This window comes from Gordonia namibiensis NBRC 108229, from assembly GCF_000298235.1.
GTDB classification, from domain to species: Bacteria; Actinomycetota; Actinomycetes; order Mycobacteriales; family Mycobacteriaceae; genus Gordonia; species Gordonia namibiensis.
Genome location: NZ_BAHE01000053.1, coordinates 1 through 21,931, shown reverse-complemented (window position 1 = coordinate 21,931; position 21,931 = coordinate 1). Strand labels below are relative to the sequence as shown.

The 21,931-nt window shown below is 67.3% G+C and carries 18 protein-coding genes and 2 tRNA genes; 13 read left to right on the top strand and 7 right to left on the bottom strand.

Going from position 1 to position 21,931, the window contains the following annotated elements:
* Nucleotides 1-490 precede the first annotated feature (490 nt).
* The 8 genes from dnaN (at nt 491) to GONAM_RS19460 (ending at nt 9,711) form a co-directional block, all read left to right on the top strand.
* Nucleotides 491-1,660, top strand: a complete 1,170-nt coding sequence (gene dnaN / locus GONAM_RS19495) for a DNA polymerase III subunit beta (protein WP_006868469.1) — start codon at nt 491-493, stop codon at nt 1,658-1,660.
* A 37-nt stretch (nt 1,661-1,697) separates the two neighbouring features.
* Nucleotides 1,698-2,912 carry a DNA replication/repair protein RecF gene (recF, locus tag GONAM_RS19490; protein ID WP_006868468.1) on the top strand — a complete coding sequence of 405 codons (1,215 nt, stop codon included), beginning with the start codon at nt 1,698-1,700 and terminating at the stop codon, nt 2,910-2,912.
* On the top strand, nt 2,905-3,492 hold the full coding sequence (locus GONAM_RS19485; RefSeq protein ID WP_006868467.1) for a DUF721 family protein: 588 nt from the start codon (nt 2,905-2,907) through the stop codon (nt 3,490-3,492). The genes recF and GONAM_RS19485 overlap by 8 nt, the downstream gene beginning before the upstream one ends.
* Nucleotides 3,493-3,836: 344 nt before the next feature.
* A complete protein-coding gene (gene gyrB, locus GONAM_RS19480) occupies nt 3,837-5,900 on the top strand; it encodes a DNA topoisomerase (ATP-hydrolyzing) subunit B (protein ID WP_006868466.1) in 2,064 nt (687 codons plus the stop codon).
* Nucleotides 5,901-5,944: 44 nt separating this feature from the next.
* A complete protein-coding gene (gyrA, locus tag GONAM_RS19475; RefSeq protein ID WP_006868465.1) occupies nt 5,945-8,434 on the top strand; it encodes a DNA gyrase subunit A in 2,490 nt (829 codons plus the stop codon).
* A 103-nt stretch (nt 8,435-8,537) separates the two neighbouring features.
* Nucleotides 8,538-9,434: a DUF3566 domain-containing protein gene (locus tag GONAM_RS19470; RefSeq protein WP_006868464.1), complete on the top strand. Its 897-nt coding sequence runs from the start codon at nt 8,538-8,540 to the stop codon at nt 9,432-9,434.
* 67 nt (nt 9,435-9,501) lie between these two features.
* A tRNA-Ile gene (locus tag GONAM_RS19465) sits at nt 9,502-9,575 on the top strand.
* Between the two features lie 60 nt (nt 9,576-9,635).
* Nucleotides 9,636-9,711: transfer RNA gene (locus GONAM_RS19460), tRNA-Ala, on the top strand.
* Between the two features lie 113 nt (nt 9,712-9,824).
* Here GONAM_RS19460 and GONAM_RS19455 read toward each other — a convergent pair.
* A complete protein-coding gene (locus GONAM_RS19455) occupies nt 9,825-10,391 on the bottom strand; it encodes a dihydrofolate reductase family protein (protein ID WP_006868463.1) in 567 nt (188 codons plus the stop codon).
* A gap of 75 nt (nt 10,392-10,466) precedes the next feature.
* On the opposite strand from GONAM_RS19455, the gene GONAM_RS19450 reads away from it, so the two are divergent.
* A complete protein-coding gene (locus GONAM_RS19450; protein WP_006868462.1) occupies nt 10,467-11,036 on the top strand; it encodes a TetR/AcrR family transcriptional regulator in 570 nt (189 codons plus the stop codon).
* A 6-nt stretch (nt 11,037-11,042) separates the two neighbouring features.
* On the opposite strand, the gene GONAM_RS19445 is transcribed toward GONAM_RS19450, so the two are convergent.
* The 4 genes from GONAM_RS19445 to mrf are packed head-to-tail and all read right to left on the bottom strand — an operon-like array spanning nt 11,043 to nt 14,282.
* Nucleotides 11,043-11,762, bottom strand: a complete 720-nt coding sequence (locus GONAM_RS19445; protein ID WP_006868461.1) for a type 1 glutamine amidotransferase domain-containing protein — start codon at nt 11,760-11,762, stop codon at nt 11,043-11,045.
* Between the two features lie 37 nt (nt 11,763-11,799).
* Complete coding sequence (locus GONAM_RS19440) at nt 11,800-12,633, bottom strand: SDR family NAD(P)-dependent oxidoreductase (protein ID WP_006868460.1); 834 nt, start codon at nt 12,631-12,633, stop codon at nt 11,800-11,802.
* The gene (locus GONAM_RS19435; RefSeq protein WP_006868459.1) at nt 12,623-12,871 is read right to left on the bottom strand and encodes a hypothetical protein; all 249 of its coding nucleotides are present in this window, start codon (nt 12,869-12,871) and stop codon (nt 12,623-12,625) included. Before GONAM_RS19435 ends, GONAM_RS19440 begins: the two co-directional genes overlap by 11 nt.
* Nucleotides 12,872-12,902: 31 nt before the next feature.
* Nucleotides 12,903-14,282, bottom strand: coding sequence for a ribosome hibernation factor-recruiting GTPase MRF (gene mrf, locus GONAM_RS19430; protein ID WP_006868458.1), 1,380 nt, complete (start codon nt 14,280-14,282; stop codon nt 12,903-12,905).
* A gap of 94 nt (nt 14,283-14,376) precedes the next feature.
* On the opposite strand from mrf, the gene rpmB reads away from it, so the two are divergent.
* Genes rpmB through rpsR form a run of 4 tightly spaced genes read left to right on the top strand, consistent with a single transcriptional unit; the run spans nt 14,377 to nt 15,359 of the window.
* Nucleotides 14,377-14,613, top strand: coding sequence for a 50S ribosomal protein L28 (rpmB, locus tag GONAM_RS19425; protein ID WP_005200411.1), 237 nt, complete (start codon nt 14,377-14,379; stop codon nt 14,611-14,613).
* Nucleotides 14,613-14,777 (top strand): 50S ribosomal protein L33, encoded by a 165-nt coding sequence (gene rpmG / locus GONAM_RS19420; RefSeq protein WP_004020951.1) that lies wholly within the window; start codon nt 14,613-14,615, stop codon nt 14,775-14,777. The genes rpmB and rpmG overlap by 1 nt, the downstream gene beginning before the upstream one ends.
* Nucleotides 14,777-15,082: a 30S ribosomal protein S14 gene (gene rpsN / locus GONAM_RS19415; RefSeq protein ID WP_006868457.1), complete on the top strand. Its 306-nt coding sequence runs from the start codon at nt 14,777-14,779 to the stop codon at nt 15,080-15,082. The genes rpmG and rpsN overlap by 1 nt, the downstream gene beginning before the upstream one ends.
* 22 nt (nt 15,083-15,104) lie before the next feature.
* On the top strand, nt 15,105-15,359 hold the full coding sequence (gene rpsR, locus GONAM_RS19410) for a 30S ribosomal protein S18 (protein ID WP_006868456.1): 255 nt from the start codon (nt 15,105-15,107) through the stop codon (nt 15,357-15,359).
* Nucleotides 15,360-15,425: 66 nt separating this feature from the next.
* Here rpsR and GONAM_RS19405 read toward each other — a convergent pair whose 3' ends face one another.
* Nucleotides 15,426-20,912, bottom strand: coding sequence for an ATP-binding protein (locus tag GONAM_RS19405; RefSeq protein WP_006868455.1), 5,487 nt, complete (start codon nt 20,910-20,912; stop codon nt 15,426-15,428).
* Between the two features lie 308 nt (nt 20,913-21,220).
* Nucleotides 21,221-21,931 (bottom strand): DUF4190 domain-containing protein (locus GONAM_RS23000; RefSeq protein ID WP_006868454.1); only part of this gene is annotated, 711 nt, incomplete at its 5' end.

The following is a 21,931-nucleotide window of genomic DNA, read 5'->3' as shown; positions in this document are numbered from 1 at the left end:
CGTCGATCTTCTGTGTTCTCGCACACTCGGATCGGCCATCTCCGAATGACAATTTTTGTCTCCGGAGGCTGTGGACCGGCGTGGGATAACAGGGCAAGACCTGTGCACCGACGGTGGACGCCGCGCGAACAACAAGTTTTGTCCACAAACTCTTGGGATTCCGCTCAACGACGCTCCACCGGTCATGCACACCCGCGCACCCCGTCCGACTGGCCCGATGTGACAGTTGTCCACAGATTCCACAGTTCCTATTACTGAGATGGATCCCTCTCTAAAGAGAAATCTTTTGTAAGAAGGACTGTGCACAAACACCCATCCGCGGGCCCTGCGGGCCCGGCCTCCCGGATGGACTGACTTGGCCCCAACCATCCCGGCATGGGCGGTGGCGTTCTACAGTGGGATTCCCGGATGTGGGACGTGATCGACCATGCCGTCGTTTCGGCTCCGGCATGCCGACGATCCGCACGAGAGAGAAGGGCAATCTCCCAGCATGAAGTTCCGTGTCGCACGTGACGAGTTCGCTGATTCCGTCGCCTGGGTCGCTCGAAGCCTGCCCTCTCGTCCGCCGGTACCGGTTCTGGGCTGTGTGGTGCTCAACGTCGGCGAGACCGGTCTGACCGTGTCGGGATTCGACTACGAGGTCTCGGCCCAGGAGAACCTGGGTGCCGAGGTCGCCGAGCCCGGCCAGGTGCTGGTCTCCGGTCGACTCCTGGCCGACATCACCAAGGCCCTGCCCAACAAGCCCGTCGACGTGACCCTCGACGGCGCGCGCGTCGCGATCACCTGCGGTAGCGCCAAGTTCTCCCTGCCGACGATGCCGGTCGAGGACTACCCGCAGCTGCCCGACGTCCCGGCCATCACCGGCACGATCCCGTCGCAGCTGTTCGCCGAGGCGATCTCGCAGGTCGCCATCGCGGCCGGCAAGGACGACACCCTGCCGATGCTGACCGGCGTGCGCGTGGAGATCGAGGGCAACTCCGTGGTTCTCGCCGCCACCGACCGTTTCCGCCTCGCCGTGCGCGAGTTGCAGTGGGAGCCTTCGGACCCCGACACCAAGGGTGCGGTCCTGGTCCCGGCCAAGACACTCTCGGAGAGCGCCAAGACCGCGGGCTCGGAAGGCACCGGCGTCGTCTCGCTGGCCTTCGGTAGCGGTGCGGCCATCGGATCCGACGGCATCCTGGGCATCCTCGGCGAGACCAAGAAGACCACCACCCGGCTGCTCGACGCGGAGTTCCCGAAGTTCCGCCAGTTGCTGCCGGCCAGCCACACCGCGGTCGCCACCATCGACAGCGCCCCGCTGATCGAGGCGATCCGTCGTGTCGCGCTGGTCGCCGAGCGCGGTGCGCAGGTCCGGATGGAGTTCACCGAGGGATCCGTGCTCCTCACCGCCGGTGGTGACGAGGCGGGCAAGGCCGAGGAAGAGCTGCCCGTGTCGTTCCACGGCGAGCCGCTGACCATCGCCTTCAACCCTGGCTACTTGCAAGACGGCCTCTCGGCGATCAACGCCGACAGCGTCGACTTCGGTTTCACCACCCCGAGCCGTCCGGCGGTCCTGCGTCCGGCCAGCGGCGAGGATCCGGTCGCCGACGAGTCCGGCGCCTTCGTCGCCCCCGAGAGTGCGTTCAGCTACCTGCTGATGCCGGTCCGCCTGCCGGGCTGACCCGCGCCGCGCACCCAGCCGATCACCGCAACCGACTGTGTTCGTTCGTGAGCTGCACCTGAGGGATTTCCGCTCGTGGCAGGCCGTCGACCTCGATCTGCGGCCCGGCCCGACCGTCTTCACCGGCCGGAACGGCTTCGGCAAGACCAACCTGCTCGAGGCGCTGTTCTACCTGGCGACCCTGCGGTCGCACCGGGTGAGTTCCGATGCGCCGCTGGTTCATTCCGGATCCGCGTCGGCGCTGGTCACCGCCACGGTCGAGAACGAGGGCCGGGAGCTGACCGCGGAACTGCGGATCAATGCCGAAGGTGCCAACAAGGCGTCGATCAACCGCAGTCCAGCCCGGCGATCCCGTGACCTTCTCGGGATCCTGCGGACCGTACTCTTTGCTCCGGAGGATCTCTCGCTCGTCCGCGGGGATCCCAGCGATCGCCGACGTTTCATCGACGAACTCGTCGCCCAGCGTGGTCCCCGATGGGTGGCGGCCCGCGCCGACTACGACCGGGTGCTGCGCCAGCGGTCGGCGTTGCTCAAGACGGCGGCTGCCGCGTTGCGACGTGGCGGCGACCAGGCCGAGTCGGTCATCAGCACCCTCGATGTGTGGGATGGTCAGCTCGCCGATCTGGGCGGTCAGGTCATCGCCGCGCGACTGCAGGTCCTCGGCGAACTGGAACCACATTTCACCCGGTCCTACGCCTCGATCGCACCCCACTCCCGCCCCGCGACCCTGCGGTACCGGCCCGCCGGCGGCGTCGACTTCGAGACGGCGACGGCTGAGGCGATCAGCGAGATCCTGGGCGCCCGCCTGCGCGAGCTGCGCGACAAGGAGATCGAGCGCGGTATGTGCCTGGTCGGTCCGCACCGCGACGACATCGACATCGTCCTCGGCACGGACGTCGCGAAAGGCTTTGCGTCACATGGCGAATCGTGGTCGCTGGCACTGGCGTTGCGACTCGGATCCGTCGAGCTGACGCGCGCCGAGGGGATCGAACCGGTCATCATGCTCGACGATGTCTTTGCCGAACTCGACGCCAAACGTCGGGAGAAACTGGTGGAGTTCACCGCCGGCGCCGAGCAGTTGCTGATCACCGCGGCCGTCGCCGACGACATCCCGGGCGAGATCGGTGGCCGGCGGATCTTCGTCGACGTCGTCGAGGACTCGGACGGTCGTCGGTCCATGGTCGTCGGAGACGAATCGGATCCGCGACCCGGAAATGTCGAGGAACCGGTGAGCGGGGTCTCCGATGAGTGACGAAGCACACCCGTCGCAGCGCGACGCGGTGGGAGAACCGTCGAACCGACCGCTCGAACCGGGCGAACTCGGCGGATATGAACGTGCCCGCAAGGCTCTCGAGGAGGCGCGCGCCGCGGCGCGCGCGGCCGGGAAGTCGGTGGGACGCGGTCGCGCGTCGCCGGTACGACGCACACCGCGGGGTGCGCAGACACGGAAGCGATGGTCGGGGTCGGGTCCCGATGCCCGGGATCCGCAGCCCTTCGGGCGCCTCGTCGGCGGTCTGGCGAAGGACCGCGGCTGGCAGGAGAAGATCGGCGAAGGCACCCTGTTCGGGATGTGGGACAACATCGTCGGTGCCGACATCGCCGCGCATGCCAAGCCGATCGAGTTGCGGGACAACGTACTTCACGTCCAGGCCGAGTCCACGGCGTGGGCGACGCAGTTGCGGTACGTGCAGTCGCAGATCCTGGCGAAGATCGCGGCGGCCGTCGGCGACGGCGTGGTGAAGTCCCTGCGCATCAGCGGACCCAAGGGGCCGTCGTGGCGTAAGGGCGAACGTCATGTGCGGGGGAGGGGCCCGCGGGACACGTACGGCTAGGCCGGGCTTAGCAGACTCGTTCGCACATTACTAGTCGATGCGCCCCGTGAGCGGATTTTCCTCCCCAAGCCACGATCGAACCGGGCTGATCCCAAAAAAATCGATCTGAGGGCCTGTTAGCGGCCCCGGATGCACGTTCCTGGGCAAGTCAGGCAGTACACTGTGAGGTGTTGTCCCGACAGGGGACCACCGAACGGCAGAACGAACGCCGCCTTCAGGCAACCCGGGAAGTCCCGGGCATACCTGTGTGCGCATCGACTGCCCGCCCCCTGGTCGAGTAGATCGACGACGGATCCCGGGTTCCTGGGATCCGCCGATGAGCAGAACAGGAGCGGACGCACCTCGTGGCCGACACCAACGACACCGGACCCAAGAAGAGCAAGAAGAAGCCGTCGGAGTACGGCGCCGACTCGATCAACATCCTCGAAGGTCTGGAAGCCGTCCGCAAACGGCCCGGCATGTACATCGGTTCCACCGGTGAACGCGGCCTGCATCACCTGATCTGGGAGGTCGTCGACAACTCGGTCGACGAGGCGATGGCCGGCTTCGCGAGCCGCGTCGACGTGACCCTCCTCGAGGATGGCGGCGTCCAGGTCGTCGATGACGGTCGTGGCATCCCGACCGGTATGCACCGGACCGGCGTCCCCACCGTCGAGGTCGTAATGACCCAGCTGCACGCCGGCGGCAAGTTCGACTCCGACGCCTACGCGGTGTCGGGCGGTCTGCACGGCGTCGGCATCTCGGTCGTCAACGCGCTGTCGACCAAGGTCGAGCTCGAGATCGAGAACGACGGCTTCCACTGGGAGCAGACCTACACCTACGCCAAGCCCGGTCCCCTGGAGAAGGGTGACGCGACGCGCAAGACCGGTACGACGGTGCGGTTCTGGCCGGACCCGGAGATCTTCACCGAGACCACCCGGTTCAATGCCGAGACCGTGGCGCGTCGTCTGCAGGAGATGGCCTTCCTCAACAAGGGCCTGACCATCACGCTGACCGATCAGCGTCCCCAGGCAGTCGAGGCGCCGGGCGATGCCAACGGTGACGACGAGGCATCAGTGACCGAAGTCGCCGAGGCCGTCCAGACGGAGACCGAGAAGGCTGCGGCCGCGACGAAGCCGAAGACCCGGACCTATCACTACCCGGACGGGCTCGTCGACTACATCAAGCACCTCAACCGCACCAAGCAGTCGATCCACAACACCGTCATCGGGTTCAGCGCCAAGGGCGAGGGCCACGAGGTCGAGATCGCGATGCAGTGGAACGCTGGCTACTCGGAGTCGGTGCACACCTTCGCCAACACGATCAACACCCACGAGGGCGGCACGCACGAAGAGGGTTTCCGTGCGGCGTTGACCAGCACGGTCAACAAGTACGCCCTCGAGAAGAAGCTCATCAAGGAGAAGGACGGCAAGCTCACCGGCGACGACATCCGCGAGGGTCTCGCCGCGGTGATCTCGGCCAAGGTCTCCGATCCGCAGTTCGAGGGCCAGACGAAGACCAAGCTCGGCAACACCGAGATCAAGGGCTTCGTCCAGCGCACCTGCAACGAGCATCTCGGTCACTGGTTCGAGGCGAATCCCGCCGAGGCCAAGATCATCGTCAAGAAGGCCGCCGACTCCGCACAGGCGCGCATGGCCGCGCGTCGTGCGCGAGAGATGGTGCGCCGCAAGACCGCAACCGACATCGGTGGTCTCCCCGGCAAGCTCGCCGACTGCCGCAGCAACGACCCCACCAAGTGTGAGGTCTACATCGTGGAGGGCGACTCGGCCGGCGGCAGCGCCAAGTCCGGTCGCGACTCGATGTACCAGGCGATCCTCCCGTTGCGCGGCAAGATCATCAACGTCGAGAAGGCCCGTATCGACCGCGTCCTCAAGAACGCCGAGGTCCAGTCGATCATCACCGCCTTCGGCACCGGCATCCACGACGAGTTCGACATCGCCAAGCTGCGGTATCACAAGATCGTGCTGATGGCCGACGCCGATGTCGACGGTCAGCACATCTCGACGCTGCTGCTCACGCTGTTGTTCCGCTTCATGCGCCCGCTCATCGAGCACGGTCACGTGTTCCTGGCGCAGCCGCCGCTGTACAAGCTGAAGTGGCAGAAGTCCGCTCCGGAGTTCGCCTACTCCGACCGCGAGCGCGACGGTCTGCTCGAGGCGGGTCGCGCGGCCGGCAAGAAGATCAACACCGACGACGGCATCCAGCGCTACAAGGGTCTCGGTGAGATGAACGCCAAGGAGCTGTGGGAGACCACCATGGATCCGGCGGTGCGTGTCCTGCGCCAGGTGACGCTCGACGACGCCGCGGCGGCCGACGAACTGTTCTCCATCCTCATGGGTGAGGACGTCGCCGCTCGTCGAAGCTTCATCGCCCGTAACGCGAAAGACGTTCGCTTCCTTGATGTCTGATCACGGATCGACGGAATTCGCAGTGATCGGAGAAAGAATCCACAATGACTGACACCACCCTGCCGCCCGCCGGCGGTGAAGGCGACCGCATCGAACCTGTCGATCTCGGCCAGGAGATGCAGAAGAGCTACATCGATTACGCGATGAGCGTGATCGTGGGCCGTGCGCTCCCCGAGGTGCGCGACGGCCTGAAGCCGGTGCATCGCCGCCTTCTGTATGCATCCTTCGACGCCGGTTTCCGCCCCGACCGCAGCTACGTCAAGTCGGCGAAACCCGTTGCGGAGACGATGGGTAACTACCATCCGCACGGTGACACCGCGATCTACGACGCCCTGGTGCGTCTCGCGCAGCCGTGGTCGATGCGGTACCCGCTCATCGACGGCCAGGGCAACTTCGGTTCCCGCGGCAACGACGGCGCGGCCGCCATGCGTTACACCGAGGCCCGACTGACACCGCTGGCCATGGAGATGCTGCGTGACATCGGTGAGGAGACAGTCGATTTCACGCCGAACTACGACGGGAAGACCCAGGAGCCGACGGTTCTGCCGTCGCGCATCCCGAACCTGCTGATCAACGGATCCGGCGGTATCGCCGTCGGTATGGCCACCAACATGCCGCCGCACAACCTCAACGAGGTTGCCGACGCGGTGTTCTGGGCTCTCGAACACCACGATGCCGACGACGAGACTACTCTCGCCGCCTGCATGGAATGCATCAAGGGACCCGACTTCCCCACGGCCGGACTGATCGTCGGCAGCCAGGGGATCAAGGACGCCTACACCACCGGCCGCGGCAGCATCCGTATGCGCAGCGTCGTCGACATCGAGGAGAACAAGGGAACCACCACGCTGGTGGTCACCGAGTTGCCCTACCAGGTCAACCCGGACAACCTGATCCAGTCGATCGCCGAGCAGGTCAACGAAGGAAAGCTCAAGGGCATCAGCCGGATCGAGGACCAGTCCTCGGACCGCGTCGGCATGCGCATCGTCGTCACGCTGCGTCGCGACGCGGTCGCGAAGGTCGTGCTGAACAACCTGTACAAGCACAGCCAGCTGCAGACCAGTTTCGGCGCCAACATGCTGTCCATCGTCGATGGCGTACCCCGCACCCTGCGTCTCGACCAGATGATCCGCTACTACGTGGCGCATCAGATCGACGTCATCGTGCGCCGCACCCGGTACCGGTTGCGCAAGGCCGAGGAACGCGCGCACATCCTGCGCGGTCTGGTGAAAGCCCTTGACGCACTTGACGAAGTGATCGCATTGATCCGCCGGTCGGCCAACACCGACACCGCGCGCACGGGCCTCATCGAGCTGCTCGACATCGACGAGATCCAGGCCGACGCCATCCTGGCGATGCAGCTGCGCCGCCTGTCGGCGTTGGAACGCCAGAAGATCGTCGACGAACTCGCCGAGATCGAGCTCGAGATCGCCGATTACAAGGACATCCTGGACAAGCCGGAGCGTCAGCGCGCCATCGTGCGCGACGAGCTCAAGGAGGTCGTCGAGAAGTACGGCGACGAGCGTCGTACCAAGATCATCGCGGCCGACGGCGACGTCAGCGACGAGGATCTGATCGCCCGCGAGGACGTCGTCGTCACGATCACCGAGACCGGCTACGCCAAGCGGACCAAGACCGACCTCTACCGCAGCCAGCGTCGCGGCGGCAAGGGTGTTCAGGGTGCGGGTCTCAAGCAGGACGACATCGTCAAGCACTTCTTCGTCTGCTCGACCCACGACTGGATCCTGTTCTTCACCACCAAGGGTCGGGTCTACCGGGCGAAGGCCTACGAACTGCCCGAGGCCAACCGCACCGCGCGCGGCCAGCACGTCGCCAACCTCCTGGCCTTCCAGCCGGAGGAGCGCATCGCGCAGGTCATCCAGCTCAAGACCTACGAGGACGCGCCGTACCTGGTGCTCGCCACCCGCAACGGCCTGGTGAAGAAGTCCAAGCTCGTCGACTTCGACTCCAACCGCTCCGGCGGTATCGCCGCGATCAACCTGCGCGGCGAGGACGAACTGGTCGGCGCGCAGCTGTGCTCCTCCGACGACGATCTGCTGCTCGTCTCGCAGAAGGGCCAGTCCATCCGGTTCCACGCCGACGACGAGACCCTGCGGCCGATGGGCCGGCAGACCTCGGGTGTGCAGGGCATGCGATTCAACGCCGACGACACCCTGTTGTCGCTCAACGTGGTCCGCGATGACACCTACCTGCTCGTCGCGACATCGGGTGGCTACGCCAAGCGCACCGGCATGGACGACTACCCGGTCCAGGGTCGCGGCGGCAAGGGCGTGCTCACCATCGCCCACGATCGCCGGCGCGGTGAACTCATCGGCGCGCTCATCGTCGACGACGACTCGGAGCTGTACGCAATCACCTCGGGCGGCGGTGTCATCCGCACCGCGGCCAAGCAGGTCCGCAAGGCAGGGCGCCAGACCAAGGGTGTGCGTCTGATGAACCTCGACGAGGGCACCACCGTCATCGCGATCGCCCGCAACGCCGACGAGCCGGAGGAGACCGACGCCTCCGAGTAGGCGTTAGGGTTGAGATCACGTGCAGCCGAGGAGTCGGTGGCGGTAGAAAGTGACCCGACGCGTCGATGTCCATCGGCAGTGACGCCAGAGTGAGGGATTGCCTGTGAGCACACCGAACGAGCCGAACCAGGAGCAGAACGGGCGCCCGTCCGGGAACCCGTCCGGTCCCGGTACGGGCACACCGACCGGTGGGCTGGTGCCGCCGTGGCAGCGCGGACCGGTCGAGGAATCGTCCGGTTCCCCGCCGACCGAGGCGTTCGGGCGTGAGGACGACTCCCGCCCGAACGCACAGGGCAACCCCGGCGGTCCGCCGCCCGAGTCGAGGGGCGGCCCGCCGCCGCGCGGCGTCGTGACCAACAGCGGTACGGCTGCGGCCAGCATGAGCGGTCAGCAGGCTCCCGTCACCAAGCTCGACAGTCCGCGTCGGTCGGGGTCGGCCGTCGCGACCGAGGAGCCCGGTTTCGTCGAGTCGCCGACGAGCACCATCGACCGCGACAACCTGCCCGGTCAGGATCTGCCCGATCTGGATCAGATCCACCACACGGCCGACCTCAAGAAGCGTCCTTCCGAGGCGCCGCCTGCCGCGGCACCGTCGAAGGTTCCGCCGCGGTCGGCGCCGCGTCAGGTCGGGGCAGGTTCGGCTCTGCGTGCCGCGGTGCAACTGCGTCGGATCGATCCGTGGGCGACGTTCAAGATCGCCGCGGTGCTGTCGTTCGTCGGGTTCTTCATCTGGATGATCGCGGTCGCCGTGCTGTACCTGATCTTCGACGGCATGGGCATCTGGGATCAGGTGAACAACAGCTTCGGCACGCTCGTGGCCGACGAATCGAGCTCGGCCGGGGACGTCATCGGGGCCGGTACCGTTTTCGGCGTGGCGGCGCTTCTGGGTGCCGTCAACGCCATCCTGCTGACTGCGCTCGCGACGGTCGGCAGCTACATCTACAACATCTGTGCCGACCTTGTCGGCGGTGCCGAGGTGACGCTTGCGGATCTCGACTGAATCGAGCCGCTGACCAGCCGTTTTGGTTGGTGGGGGATCCGTCGGGTAACCTCACTTCTCGGTTCAAGGGCCTATAGCTCAGGCGGTTAGAGCGCTTCGCTGATAACGAAGAGGTCGGAGGTTCAAGTCCTCCTAGGCCCACTGCGACGGAAGTTTTCGAACTCCCGAAATCGCATCCCGTCGACCGATTCCGGTCGGCACGGGGCCTTAGCTCAGTTGGTAGAGCGCTGCCTTTGCAAGGCAGATGTCAGGAGTTCGAATCTCCTAGGCTCCACCACTGCACGAACCGCAACGCACCACCGGACCCCGGTGGTGCGTTTCGCTTTTTCGCGCACTCTTTCCGTTCGCGCTCACCAAGATCGGGTGAGCGCGAACGCACAAGGTGAGCGATCAGGCGCGGACATACTCCATGAACGACACCCCGGTCTCGTAGTTCCGGCTGTCGACGAGTTCGAACCGTTCCGGTTTGTACATTGCGGGCGAGAACAGCGGGATGCCGTCGCCGAAGAGCAGCGGCTGCCTCTTGAGGACCAGGCGATCGATCTCGCCGATCAATTGTGTCGCCAGGGACCCGCCGCCGCAGAGCCAGATGTCCTTGCCGTCCACGGACTTCAGCTCCTGCACGAGTTCGGCGGGATCGCGGTCGGTGAACGTCACGCCGTCGACCGGTTCCGGCGGTCGGTGGGTGAACACGTACTGGTCGAGATGCCGGTAGGGACTCGGTGCCTCCGGCAGCCCGACGGCGTAGGTGTTGGCGCCCATGAGGACGGTGTCGAAGTCGCCGCCGCTCTGGTCGATCCCGAGGGCCACCGCGTAGTCCGTCGGGATCGTGTCGGCGAACCGCTCGGTGATGCCGGCCATGTGATCGCCCTCGACGAGGAAAGCGTCGAACTCACCGTGCGGTCCCGCGATGTACCCGTCGAGGCTCACGGCCACGTAGTACACGAGTTCTCGCATGCTCACTCCTATCCACTTCAGGTGTAGTGGTTAGGAATGTACAACAGATGTAGTGGTTCCCGCTATGGTTTGTCCATGGCCCGAAACGACGAACGACGCCGAGCCCTCGCCGATGCGGGACTGACGGTGCTCGCGACAGCAGGTGCACGCGGACTCACCCACCGCGCAGTGGATCGAGAGGCGGGCGTTCCCCAGGGGACGACGACGAACTACTTCCGCAACCGCGCAGCGTTGCTCCAGGGGCTCGTCGAGCGCATCGGGGAGCGACTGGCGCCCAGCGACGAGTTCATCGCCGCACGGGCCGGCCAGCCACCCAGTCGGGCGCTGTTCGCACAGTATCTGCGCAACATCGTCGAACGGCTCCTCGCCAACCGGGAGGTGACGATCGCCCTCATCGAGTTACGACTCGAGGGCATCCGCCGACCCGACGTGGCCGAGATCATCGGGGAGTGGCGTCGGACAGGCTTCGCCGGCGACGTCGCGTTCAACGAGCAGGCGGGCCTGCCCGGGTCCGCGCGCGAGATCGCGCTCTTCCACTACGCCGTCGACGGGCTGGTCCTCGACCGGCTCACCGGGCCACTGATGCCCGATGAGTCGCTCGACGACATCGTCGACGCGCTGGTCGACGGGTTGCTTCCGGCCTAGTGTCCGCTACGCGGATTCTTCTGCGGCCTTCTTCACGCGATGCAGGACCTCGCGGGCCAGCTTCTCCGACGACGCCGGGTTCTGTCCGGTCAGCAGGTTGCCGTCGGCCTGGGTGTGGACCGTCCACGGCAGGCCGAGCGTGACCTTGAAACCCTCTTGCGTGAGCCGGTTCTCGAGGAGCCAGGGCGCCTTGTCGGCGAGTCCGGCCTGCTGCTCCTCGGCATTGCCGAAGCAGGTCACCGTACGACCGGAGAAGGCATTGACCCCGTCCTCGCCCTTGGCGGCCAACAGGATCGCGGGTCCGTGACACACGATACCGATGGTCTTCTTGGCCCGGTCGGCGGCGATGAGAAGCGATCCGGCGTCGGTGTCCACCGCGAGGTCCTCCATCGGTCCGTGGCCGCCGGGTACGAACACCGCGTCGTAGTCGGTGACGTTCACGTCGGACAGGGGGATCGGATTCTGGAGTTCGGGGGCGGTGTCGATCACGTTCCGGAGTTCGTCGGCGCGCTCGACGGATCCGGCGGCGTCCGGGCTGAGGCTGCCCTCGTCGACCGGGGGACGCACTCCGCCCGGCGTCGCGACGGTCACCGCGAATCCGGCTTCCCGGAACACCTCGAGTGGCGCGACCGCCTCCTCGGCCCAGAAGCCGGTCTTGTGACTCGATCCGTCGTTCAGCGTCCACGCGTCGGCGCCGGTCATGACGAAGAGGATGTTGTGCGTCATCTTGCGCTCCTTCAATTGTGGGGTGACCTGTGGCGGGTCAGTTGAGCCCGGTGAGTTCCGCCGACTTCTCCCACAGGCCGTCGATGATCTTCTGGTCGTGTGCCTGTCGGTTCTCGAGCCCGTTCGGCTTGTGCCGGCTGAAGTACACGCCGTTGACCGACGGATCCGCTCCCCGTTCGGCGAGGGCGATCAGCGGTGCGGCTCCCTGCTCGGGTGTGATGGTCACCAGGCGGGTGACCGGAGAGCGATAGGCGAGTCCGACGAACCGCGAGTCTCGTCCGAAGCTCGTCGCGGCCGGACCGGGATGCACTGCGGCCGAATAGATCTTGTCATCGGTCCACCGCTGTGAGATGCCGCGCGTGAACAGGATGTTCATCAGCTTCGCCGTGCCGTAGGGGCGCAGTGCCAGCGCTCGACGCTTCTCGAAGTCGAGATCGTCGAAGTCGACGTTGCCGGCCAGATTGCCGACGCTCGCCGTGTTCAGGACCAGCGACGAACCCGCCGCGGCCAGCCGGTCGCGCAGCAGGTGGGTCAGCAGGAACGGGGCGAGGTGATTGATCTGGAAGTTGGGCTCGTGGCCGTCGGCGGTGCGGTCCCGGTGGTCGAAGGTGCCGCCGGCGTTGTTCATCAGGACGTCGATGGACTCGACGCCGCCGGAGATCTGCGCGGCCAGATCACGAACCTGGGCGAGGTCGGCGAAGTCGGCCGTGAACGAGGTCGCGCCGGTCTCGGCCGCGATGGGCGCCAGCTTCTGCGGGTTCCGGCCGACGAGGATCAGGTTCGTCGACGGCCCGGCCAGCGCGCGGGCCGCGATGGCTCCGATGCCGTCACTGGCACCGGTGAGGACGATGGTCCGTTTCTCACTGGCCATCGGCCGTGCCTTCCGATCCGCCGACGGCGTGATCCTTCGGGGCGTCGGTGTCCGGCGGGGCTGCGTCGTAGGCGGCCTTCTCCTCCTCGATGCGTTCGGTCTCACCGATGGGGGTGTCGCCGGAGGTGGGAAGCACCGAGTCCGGGCCACCGCGCTCGGCGGGCTGCTCGGGCATGTCGGGGTCGGACTTCAGCTCGTCTTCGGTGGTCGTCCAGTCGCGCTGCTCGTTGTCGGCCATCCCTCCACCATGCCTGAGGATCGGCAAAACGTCACCGGTCGTCGTGGTGATCGTCGGCCGGCCCCCCGCCGGATGGGCGGTCGGCGGATGGGGTGTCGACCATGGGGGCCTCGACGTCGACGTCGTCACACGGGTCCGCGTGGAACCGGCCGAACGGATCATCGTATGTGCTCCAGAACTCTTGTCCGGCAGCGAGTTCCACATCGTTCACGCAGGCGGCTCGCAGTGCCTCGTCGATCTCGTCGGGGTCGCCGCGGTGGACGAGGACGACCAGCGAGGAGTGGCGATCCCCGAACGTGTCGTCCCACCGCAATGCCCCGAGTGCTCGCCGTTCGGGTGTCACCCGGGCGATCTCGTCGTCGTCCATCGCGGCCAGCCACCGGCCACCCGGCGCGACGCGCAGACCGCCGCCGGCGGACTCCAGCCACAGGGCCTCGTCGGGTTGGGTCGCGAGCCACAAGCGTCCACGAGCACAGACCACGCCGTCCAGGAGCGAGTCGATCGCGTCATGGAGGCGACCCGGGTGCAGGGGTCGATCTGTGGAGAACTCCATCCAGGTGACACCGCAGTCGGGGTCGAGGGAGGGCTGGTCGAGGAACAGCGGGTCGTGCGGCCCGTCGATGCGCCCCCGCCGCGACGAAGGCGGGATCGCGGCGACCAACTGCTGGACGAGCAGGGGAGTGAGCGACCGCTTCGGCAGTTCGAACATCATGGGCGCCCTCGGTGCCAACCGTTCGAGGACGGCCACGAGGCGAGCGGACTCCCAACTGTCCCGGGCGCGAGAGTTGTTGCCGACGACGACGAGCGCATCGGCGAAGGCGACCTGACCGACCGCGACCTGCGCGAGGGTTCGCTCGTCGTCGGGCGGTACGGGAAGGACCTCGCACAACCCGAGATCGCTCGTCGCGTGATGCAGCCAGACATGCTCTGCGACAGCGGTAATCGTCGACTCCACCCGTACATCCAGGGCGGCCGGTGCCGCGGGGATGCCCGGTAGTTCGTCCACGACGACATGCTCGATCGACCACGCGATGCGTTCCGGTTCCAGGATCGGATCGAGGGTGAGCACGACGCGTCGCACCGACGACCGCCGGTGAAGGCGTCGGAGCAGGGGCAGCAGATCCTCCCTCAGCGTGCACGAGACACAACCGTGGGCGAGCTCGATCACCGTGACCCCTTCGCGGCGTCGGCCGTCGGATTCCCGCCAGGTCAGGGTCCGGACCACGCGCCCGTCGCCCACCCCGCTCAGATCGTGGTGGACCTGCACCGTTCCCGGGTCGGACGTCAGCGCGTCGCCGATCCGGCGAGATGTGGGTCGGTCCAGGCCGGTCACCAGGATGACCGGCGTTCGGTTGTCGGCAGGGAGGAATCGCATCTGCCCTTCTGCGGGGCTCAGGTCGTCCACGTCCACACTCCAGACTATTGAGAATCATTTCCATTTAGGCCGAATCGACGGTACCGTGGCGGCGACTCTAATGCCAATCATTGTCAATAAGGAGGACGCCATGTCACGTCGGTGCCAGGTCACCGGGCGCGAACCGGGCTTCGGCAAGCAGGTTTCGCATTCCCATCGGCGCACATCTCGTCGCTGGGACCCGAACATCCAACGGAAGCGATACTTCGTACCCAGCGAGGGGCGGTACATCACCCTGCGAGTCAGCGCCAAGGGAATCTCGACCATCGACCGCCACGGGATCGAATCGGTGCTACGCACGATGCGGGCGCGAGGGGAGAAGATCTGATGGCGCGCAACGAGATCCGCCCCATCGTCAAGCTCCGATCCACAGCCGGCACCGGCTACACCTATGTCACCCGGAAGAACCGCCGCAACGATCCTGACCGCATGGTGCTCCGAAAATACGATCCCATCGCCCGCGCCCACGTCGACTTCAAGGAGGACCGCTGATGGCGAAGAAGTCCAAGATCGTCCGCAACGAACAGCGTCGCGAGGTGGTGGCCAGATACGCCGACCTCCGCGCGGAACTCAAGCGGACCATCGTCGCCCCCGGTTCCACCGGCGCCGAGCGGGCAGAGGCCCAGCGTCGCCTGCACGCCCTGCCACGAGACGCCAGTCCGACGCGCCTGCGCAACCGGGACGCCGTCGACGGCCGGCCCCGCGGCTACATCGGCAAGGCCGGGTTGTCACGGGTCCGATTCCGCGAACTGGCCCATCGAGGCGAACTGCCCGGAATACACAAGTCGAGCTGGTGAACGGCCGGCACAGGAGGCACTCATGAAACGCAGACCACGCCGTGACGACGACCGTCCGGCCCGTAAGAAGAACCAACTGTCCGCGCTCGGCGTCCGGGCCGACGGTCAGAACCCGGTCGACTACAAAGACGTGCAACTCCTCCGTCAGTTCCTCAGTGACAAGGGACGGATTCGGAGTCGACGGCTCACCGGCCTGACACCACAGCAACAGCGTCAGGTCGCCACCGCGATCCGCAACGCCCGGGAGATGGCCTTACTGCCCTACAACTCTCGCTGATGTGCCCGCAACACACCGCCGCCCCCGGTTCGAAATCGAACCGGGGGCGGCGACTTGTGTTGATCGTCAGGAACTCACGGCGTGCGAGTCCTTCTTGCCCCAAGCCGGGGAGTTCTCGATCGCGCCGATGATCCGCGGGCGCAGCTCCTCGGCGCGGATGACCGCGTCGACCGAACCGACCTCGACGGCGCGCTGGATGCTGTGCACCTTGTCGAACTCGGCAGCGATCTCGCTGATCTTCTCCGCGCGGACGGATTGCCGGATGTCGGCGAGCTCGGCGTTGAGGCTCGAGCGATCGGTACCGGAGGACTCGGCGATGTTCGTCTCCAGCTCGCGGACACGAGGATCGGCCGCGACACGCTTGGCGACCTCGCCGGCGAACACCACCGCGGCGGCGGGTGCGCCACCGAGCACGGAGGCGAACGAACCGTCGATGGCCAGCACGGTCATGTTCGGGTTCAGCGCCTTCGAGAACACCACGAACGCACCGCCGTGGTAGCGCGAGATCACGCAGAACACGATCGGGCCGCGGAAGTTGACGATCGCGCGACCGATCTCGGCGCCGTACTCGAGCTGCAGCTTGCGCATCGACTCCGGCGAACCGTCGAAGCCCGACAGGTTCGCGAGCACGACGAGCGGACGGTTGCCGCTGGCCACGTTGATCGCCCGGGCGGCCTTCTTCGACGACTGCGGGAACAGCGTTCCCGCGGTGTAGGTGTCGGGACCGTCGGTGGGCTTGTAGCCACGACGCGCGACCTCACGCGACTCGATGCCCAACATGCACACCGGGATTCCGCCCAGATGGACGTCGCACACGACGGCCGTCTCCGCGTCGGCCATGCCGGCCCAGCGTTCGAGGACCACGTGGTCCTGGTCGGCGACGGCGCGCATGACGGTGCGGATGTCGAAGGGCTTCTTGCGATCCGGGTTGTGCTCGCGAGAGAAGATCTGACCCACCGTGGTGAAGTCGCTGCCCGCGAGGACGTGCGGGTAGTCCGAGACGTCGCGGTCTGTCGGATCCACCGTCTCCGCGCGGCGCGGGGTGCCCTCGCCCGGGAGCACGTAGGTGTGCTCGTAGTGGGACATCAGGACGTCGCGAGCCGCACCGAGATTCGGTGCCCAGTACTGGGCCTGGCCGTTCGGGCCCATCACACGGTCGAAACCGCCGATGCCGAAGTTGTCCTCGGCCGAGACGCCGCCGGAGAAGTCCAGCGACTGCTTGCCGGTGAGGACCATCGCCGAATCCGGGGTCATGACCAGGATGCCCTTGGTGTGCATGAGCATTGTCGCCTCGGCGTTCCAGTACGGCTGCGCACCGACGTTGATACCCGCCACGACGATGTTGATCTCGCCGCCGTCCTGGGTGTACTCGACGACGCGCTTCAGTGCACGCGCGACCCAGTCCATGTTCTCGGTACCGGAGTCCATCGAGATCCGGGCACCCGAGGACAGGGCGTACCACTCGAGCGGCACCTGCATCTGCTCGGCGAGATCGAGCGCGGCGATGACGCGGCTGCACTCCGGTTCGGACAGTGCGCCAAGCGATTTGGTCGGATCGCCGAGCAGGACCACGCGGGTGACGCCCTCGGGGAACTTCTCCGTCGGGGTGGTCACGACACCGGCGACCATCGCCGCGGTGTTACGACCCTTGGGGCGGTCGACCGGGACCAGGCGATGCTCGGCGTCGAGATCGTATTCGGTGAAGTCGCCGAGGATCTCGGCCAGCTCGTACGGGTAGACGGTGTTGCGGGCCGCAGCACGCTTGACCTTCTGGCGGTATTCGTCGACGGGCTCGATCGGCGCGTCGGACGGATCGCCGACCTTGACGTCGAAATCACCGGTCGCGTTGAGCGAGAAGCGAACCGAGACCTTGACGAGTTCACCGGTCTCGGGGTTGCGACGACGCGCGATGACCTGGACCTCTTCGAGGCCGATACCCCGTGTGACACCGCGGATGTGGCCGGAGATCATGTCGAGGATCTCGGGATCGTCGTCGATCGGCGGCCACACGTACAGGATGATCCGGTTGGTGCTCGACGGCCGGGCCGCACCACGCTGGGCACGACGGATCGAGTCGGCGCACGAGGCGAGCGTCGCCTCCGCGGTGGGCAGGGTCAACAGACGACCACCCGGCTCGCGGACCGCGGTGAGGTCGCGGACCTGGGCGAAGGCGATGAGTCGTTGGTCGGACGGGTTCTCCCGTGCGACACAACGGAAGAGGTACACCTCTTCGTCGTCCGCTGAGGGCAGACGGGTGAGATCGAACTTCCGCAGACGCTCCATCTGCATCCGCTGTGCGATGTGCGGGTGGAGACCGCGGATGAGCCGTTCCTCCGCCATGCCGGTCGCGGACGGGCGGAAGGTGACGTGATGATGCATCCGCGCATCGCCGCTGCCGGCCACGGTGATCGTGACGCGATGGACCTGCGGGGGCAGTGCGGCGTTGGAGACGATCTCGTGCAGCGTCTCGGCGAGCACGTCGAAGCCGCTGGGCTGCTGCTCCCAGCTGAGGTAGATGTCGGCGTCCACCGCGGCCGCACCGCGGGCGAGTTCGCCGAGACCGTTCAGAGCTGCCGGGAGGCCCGCGAAACCGACCGCCGCCGACATCAGGCTGCCGCTGTCACGGTCGGCGACGACGAAGGTGGTGCCGCCGGCCTCGTGGTTGCGGATGTCCGAGAGACCCTTGTTGCCGTAGTACCGGCGGGTCAGGACCTCGAGCATCACCCGGTTGTCGGTGGTGCCGCGCTCGATGCGCTGCCCGAGGAGTCGGACGAGCGGCTCGGTGCTGCGCACCATGTTGTCAACGCGCTCGTCGCGGTCCGCGGCGTTCGGGTTCTCGTCGAGGTACCGCAGCTGCTTGCGTACGTTGCTGTAGACGCGGGCGCGGTCGCGGAGCAGCAGCGGCTGGCCGTACCAGGCGTAGACGACGCCGCGGGCGAGGTCGGCGATGGCCGGGTAGCGCATCTGGGTCGCGGCGATCAGTCGGTCGAGGGCGGGGCCCACGTCGTCGCGCAGTTCGTCACGCGGCGTGGGCTCCTGCAGCCACTCACGCAGCAGGGTGGTGATCACGGTGACCGAGCCGGCCGGGTTCTGCAGGGCCAGGAAGATGCGGAAGACCGCGGCCTCGAGTTCCGGCGTCCGGTCGAGTTCGGTGACGCCGTAGTGCCGCAACGCCCGGCTGAGCTGGTCGTGGAAGGCGGCGGGCAGACCGTCGCGCTCCACGTCGAGGCTCTGCAGGTAGGTGTGGAAGTTCTCGCGGGCACTGTGCACGTGCTCGACGCCGACCTCGTCGCTCGACGGGCGGTTCTGGCTCAGCTCGGCGAGGTCGGCGAACACGGTGATGAGTTCGAGCTCGTCGGCGAGGGGCCGACGACCGCTGGCCATCACCGCGCGGCGCACCGCGAGGTAGTCGTCGAGCAGACGGGTGGCCTCGTTCGCGTCGACGTCGAAGCCGAGGAGCTGGGCGCGCAGGTCCTCCTGCGTACGGGTGGTGCGTTCGTGCGCCTCGACCTCGGGTTCGGCGGGCAGGTCGAGGTCGACGCCCGCGACCTCCTCCGGGGCCTCGTCGCCGTCGTCTTCGGCCAGCGGCTCGAGACGCAGCAGGGTCGCACCGGTCTCGACCTGGGTGCCGACCGACACCAGGCTCTCCTTGAGCCGCGAGCGGACCGGCGCACGCAGCACGGTCTCCATCTTCATCGACTCGAGGACCAGCACGGGTGCGCCCGCCTCCACCTCGTCGCCCACCTGCAGCGGCGTGGCGACGACGAGTGCGGGTGCCGGGGAGCGGACGACGCCGCCCTCGTCTCGGCTGACGCGGTGGGTGATGCCGTCGACGTCGACGAGGTGGACGGGTCCGTGGGTGTCGGTGACGAGGCGGAACCGCTCACGGTTGACCACGAGCTGGGCGGCGTGGTCATCGAAGCGTTCGAGTTCGACGTCGGCGGTGTGGGTCTCGTTGCCGGCCTCGATGCTCACGCGGAATCGATGCGCGCCGATGCGAGCCACGCGGACGCGGTAGCCGGCACCGCGCAGCTTGAGGTCGAGGGGACGGCCGCTCTCGTGCTGGACCTGCGGACGGCCGCCCGAGGCGGTCGACATCAGGCGCTGCTGCTCGACCTTCTCCTCTTCCTCGTAGGCGTCGATCGCCGCCGCGGTGAGCGCGATCGCCGAATGCTGATTGGCGACGAGGCCGCCCTCGGCGCGGACCCGGTCGATCCAGCCGGTGTCGGCGCTGCCGTCGATGACCTCGGGCTGGTCGAGCAGCTCGAGCACGAAGGACTTGTTGGTCGAGCCGCCGGCGATGATCACGCGCGTCTCGCGTACCGCGCGGCGCAGGCGGCCGAGCGCCTCGTCGCGGTCGCGACCGTAGGCGATGATCTTGGCGATCATCGAGTCGAAATCGGCGGGGATGGTGTCGCCCTCGCTGACGCCGGTGTCGACGCGGATACCCGGGCCGGCCGGCAGTTCGAGGAGGTTGATGCGCCCCGGCGCGGGAGCGAAGTCTCGGTCGGGATCCTCGGCGTTGAGGCGGGCCTCGATGGCGTGGCCGCGTTCGGTCGGCGGCTCACCCTCGAGCTTGCCGCCCGACGCGACGTGCAGCTGGGCACGCACGAGGTCGAAACCGTTGGTGATCTCGGTGATCGGGTGCTCGACCTGAAGGCGGGTGTTGACCTCGAGGAACGCGAACAGCTTCTCGCCCGGGTGGTACAGGAACTCGACCGTGGCCGCACCGCGGTAACCGACAGCGACGGCGAGGCGCTCGGCGGAGGCCTTCAGCTCGGCGACCTGCTCCTCGGCGAGGACCGGCGACGCCGACTCCTCGACGACCTTCTGATTACGACGCTGTACGGAGCAGTCGCGGACGCCGAGCGCCCATGCGGTGCCCTGACCGTCGGCGATGACCTGTACCTCGACGTGGCGCGCACCGGTGACCAGGCGCTCCAGGAAGACGACGCCGCTGCCGAACGCGCGGGCGGCCTCGTCGCGGGTGCGTTCGTAGGCCTCGCGCAGTTCGTCGTCGTTGTTGACCACGCGGATACCGCGTCCGCCGCCGCCGGCGGTGGCCTTCAGCATCAGCGGGTAGCTGATGTCGGCGGCTGCGGTGAGCGCGACGTCGATGGTGTCCACGGCGCCGCGGCTCCACGGCGCGACCGGCACGCCGACCTCCTCGGCGATCAGCTTGGCGCCGATCTTGTCGCCGAGCTTGCGCATCGCGTCCGGCGAGGGGCCGACGAAGGTGACGCCGATCCGCTCACAGAGCTCGGCGAAGACCGGGTCCTCGGCGACGAATCCCCAGCCGACCCACGCCGCGTCGGCGCCGGTCTCGAGGAGGGCGCGCTCGAGCACCTTCATGTTCAGGTACGGGCGCGACGCCGCGGGACCGAGGTCGTAGGCGATGTCGGCCTCACGCACGAACGTGGCGGCGGCATCGACATCGGTGTGCAGCGCGATGACCTCGATCGCCTGCCCCGTTTCGGCGGACAGGCCACGGACGGCATGGATGAGGCGCATTGCGGCCTCGCCACGGTTGACGATGGCGATTCGGGAGAACATCACCGACTCCTTCGGTTCGTCGTGCCGAGGATGTTTTCGGCACACGCGAGGTGGTTCAACAGATCGATAGTTGCGGACCGAAGCCGTTACGCGCGAGTACGTTCACGCGCGTCGGCATCGGGTCGTCGTGACCGGCGGCTCACCTGGACCGGGAACGCGCTGGATGGAGACCCTTTTCGGCTATCAGATCTTCCTACCGAAACAAATCGCGATTCGGTACCGATCTGCGATCTCCGCGCGGCGAATTCGTGCCGAACGGGCTGAGACCTGGGTCATACGCAGGACATCGCACCGGGTACGAAGCGCGGTCAGGCGGCGAAGAGGATCCAGCTGTAGACCAGCAGGCCGAACACCAGGACGCCGAGGTAGGCCCAGCCCAGCCAGATCGCGACGTTGGCGAACGGCAGTCCGGACTCCCCGCGGGTGCGTCGAATCTGTGCCCGCGCGCGGTAGCCGAGCACGAGACCGATCGGGAACGTGATGCCGAGCCCGGACAGGATCAGGGCCCACACGGCCAAGCGATTGAGGCGGGGGCCGGACTGGGGAGCCACGTTGTCCTCCGGATCGTCCTCGAATGCTGGGTTGGTGTTTGCAGAGTAGGCCTGGGACACGGGTGCCACCGCCGTACGGTCGTCGTTGCCGGGCGTGTCGTCGTTCTGCTGGGCGGGGGCTGCCGGGCCGGCCGGCGGCTTGACGAACACGGTGGCGTCGGCCGCGTCGGAGCGCCGGGTCTCGCCGTCGAGCGCGTCGGGGCGCGACCGGGGAGGTTCCGGACGGGAGGGTGCCGGACCCGGACGGGCACCGAGCGCGTCCGGGTGCGGTGTGCCGGTCCTCTGTGTCGGATTGTTCTGCAGCGGACTTCCCTGTGGCGCACCGGGATTGGCGTTCGGGGGCGGGCGATGCCCGGCCGGGGGACGCCCGGCGGGATTCAACGGTCCGGGGTTGCCCGGCGGAGTGCCGGGAACCGGTCGCGGCCGCGGGCCGGTCGTGTAGGCGCCGGCCGGACGTGGGGGAGCGCC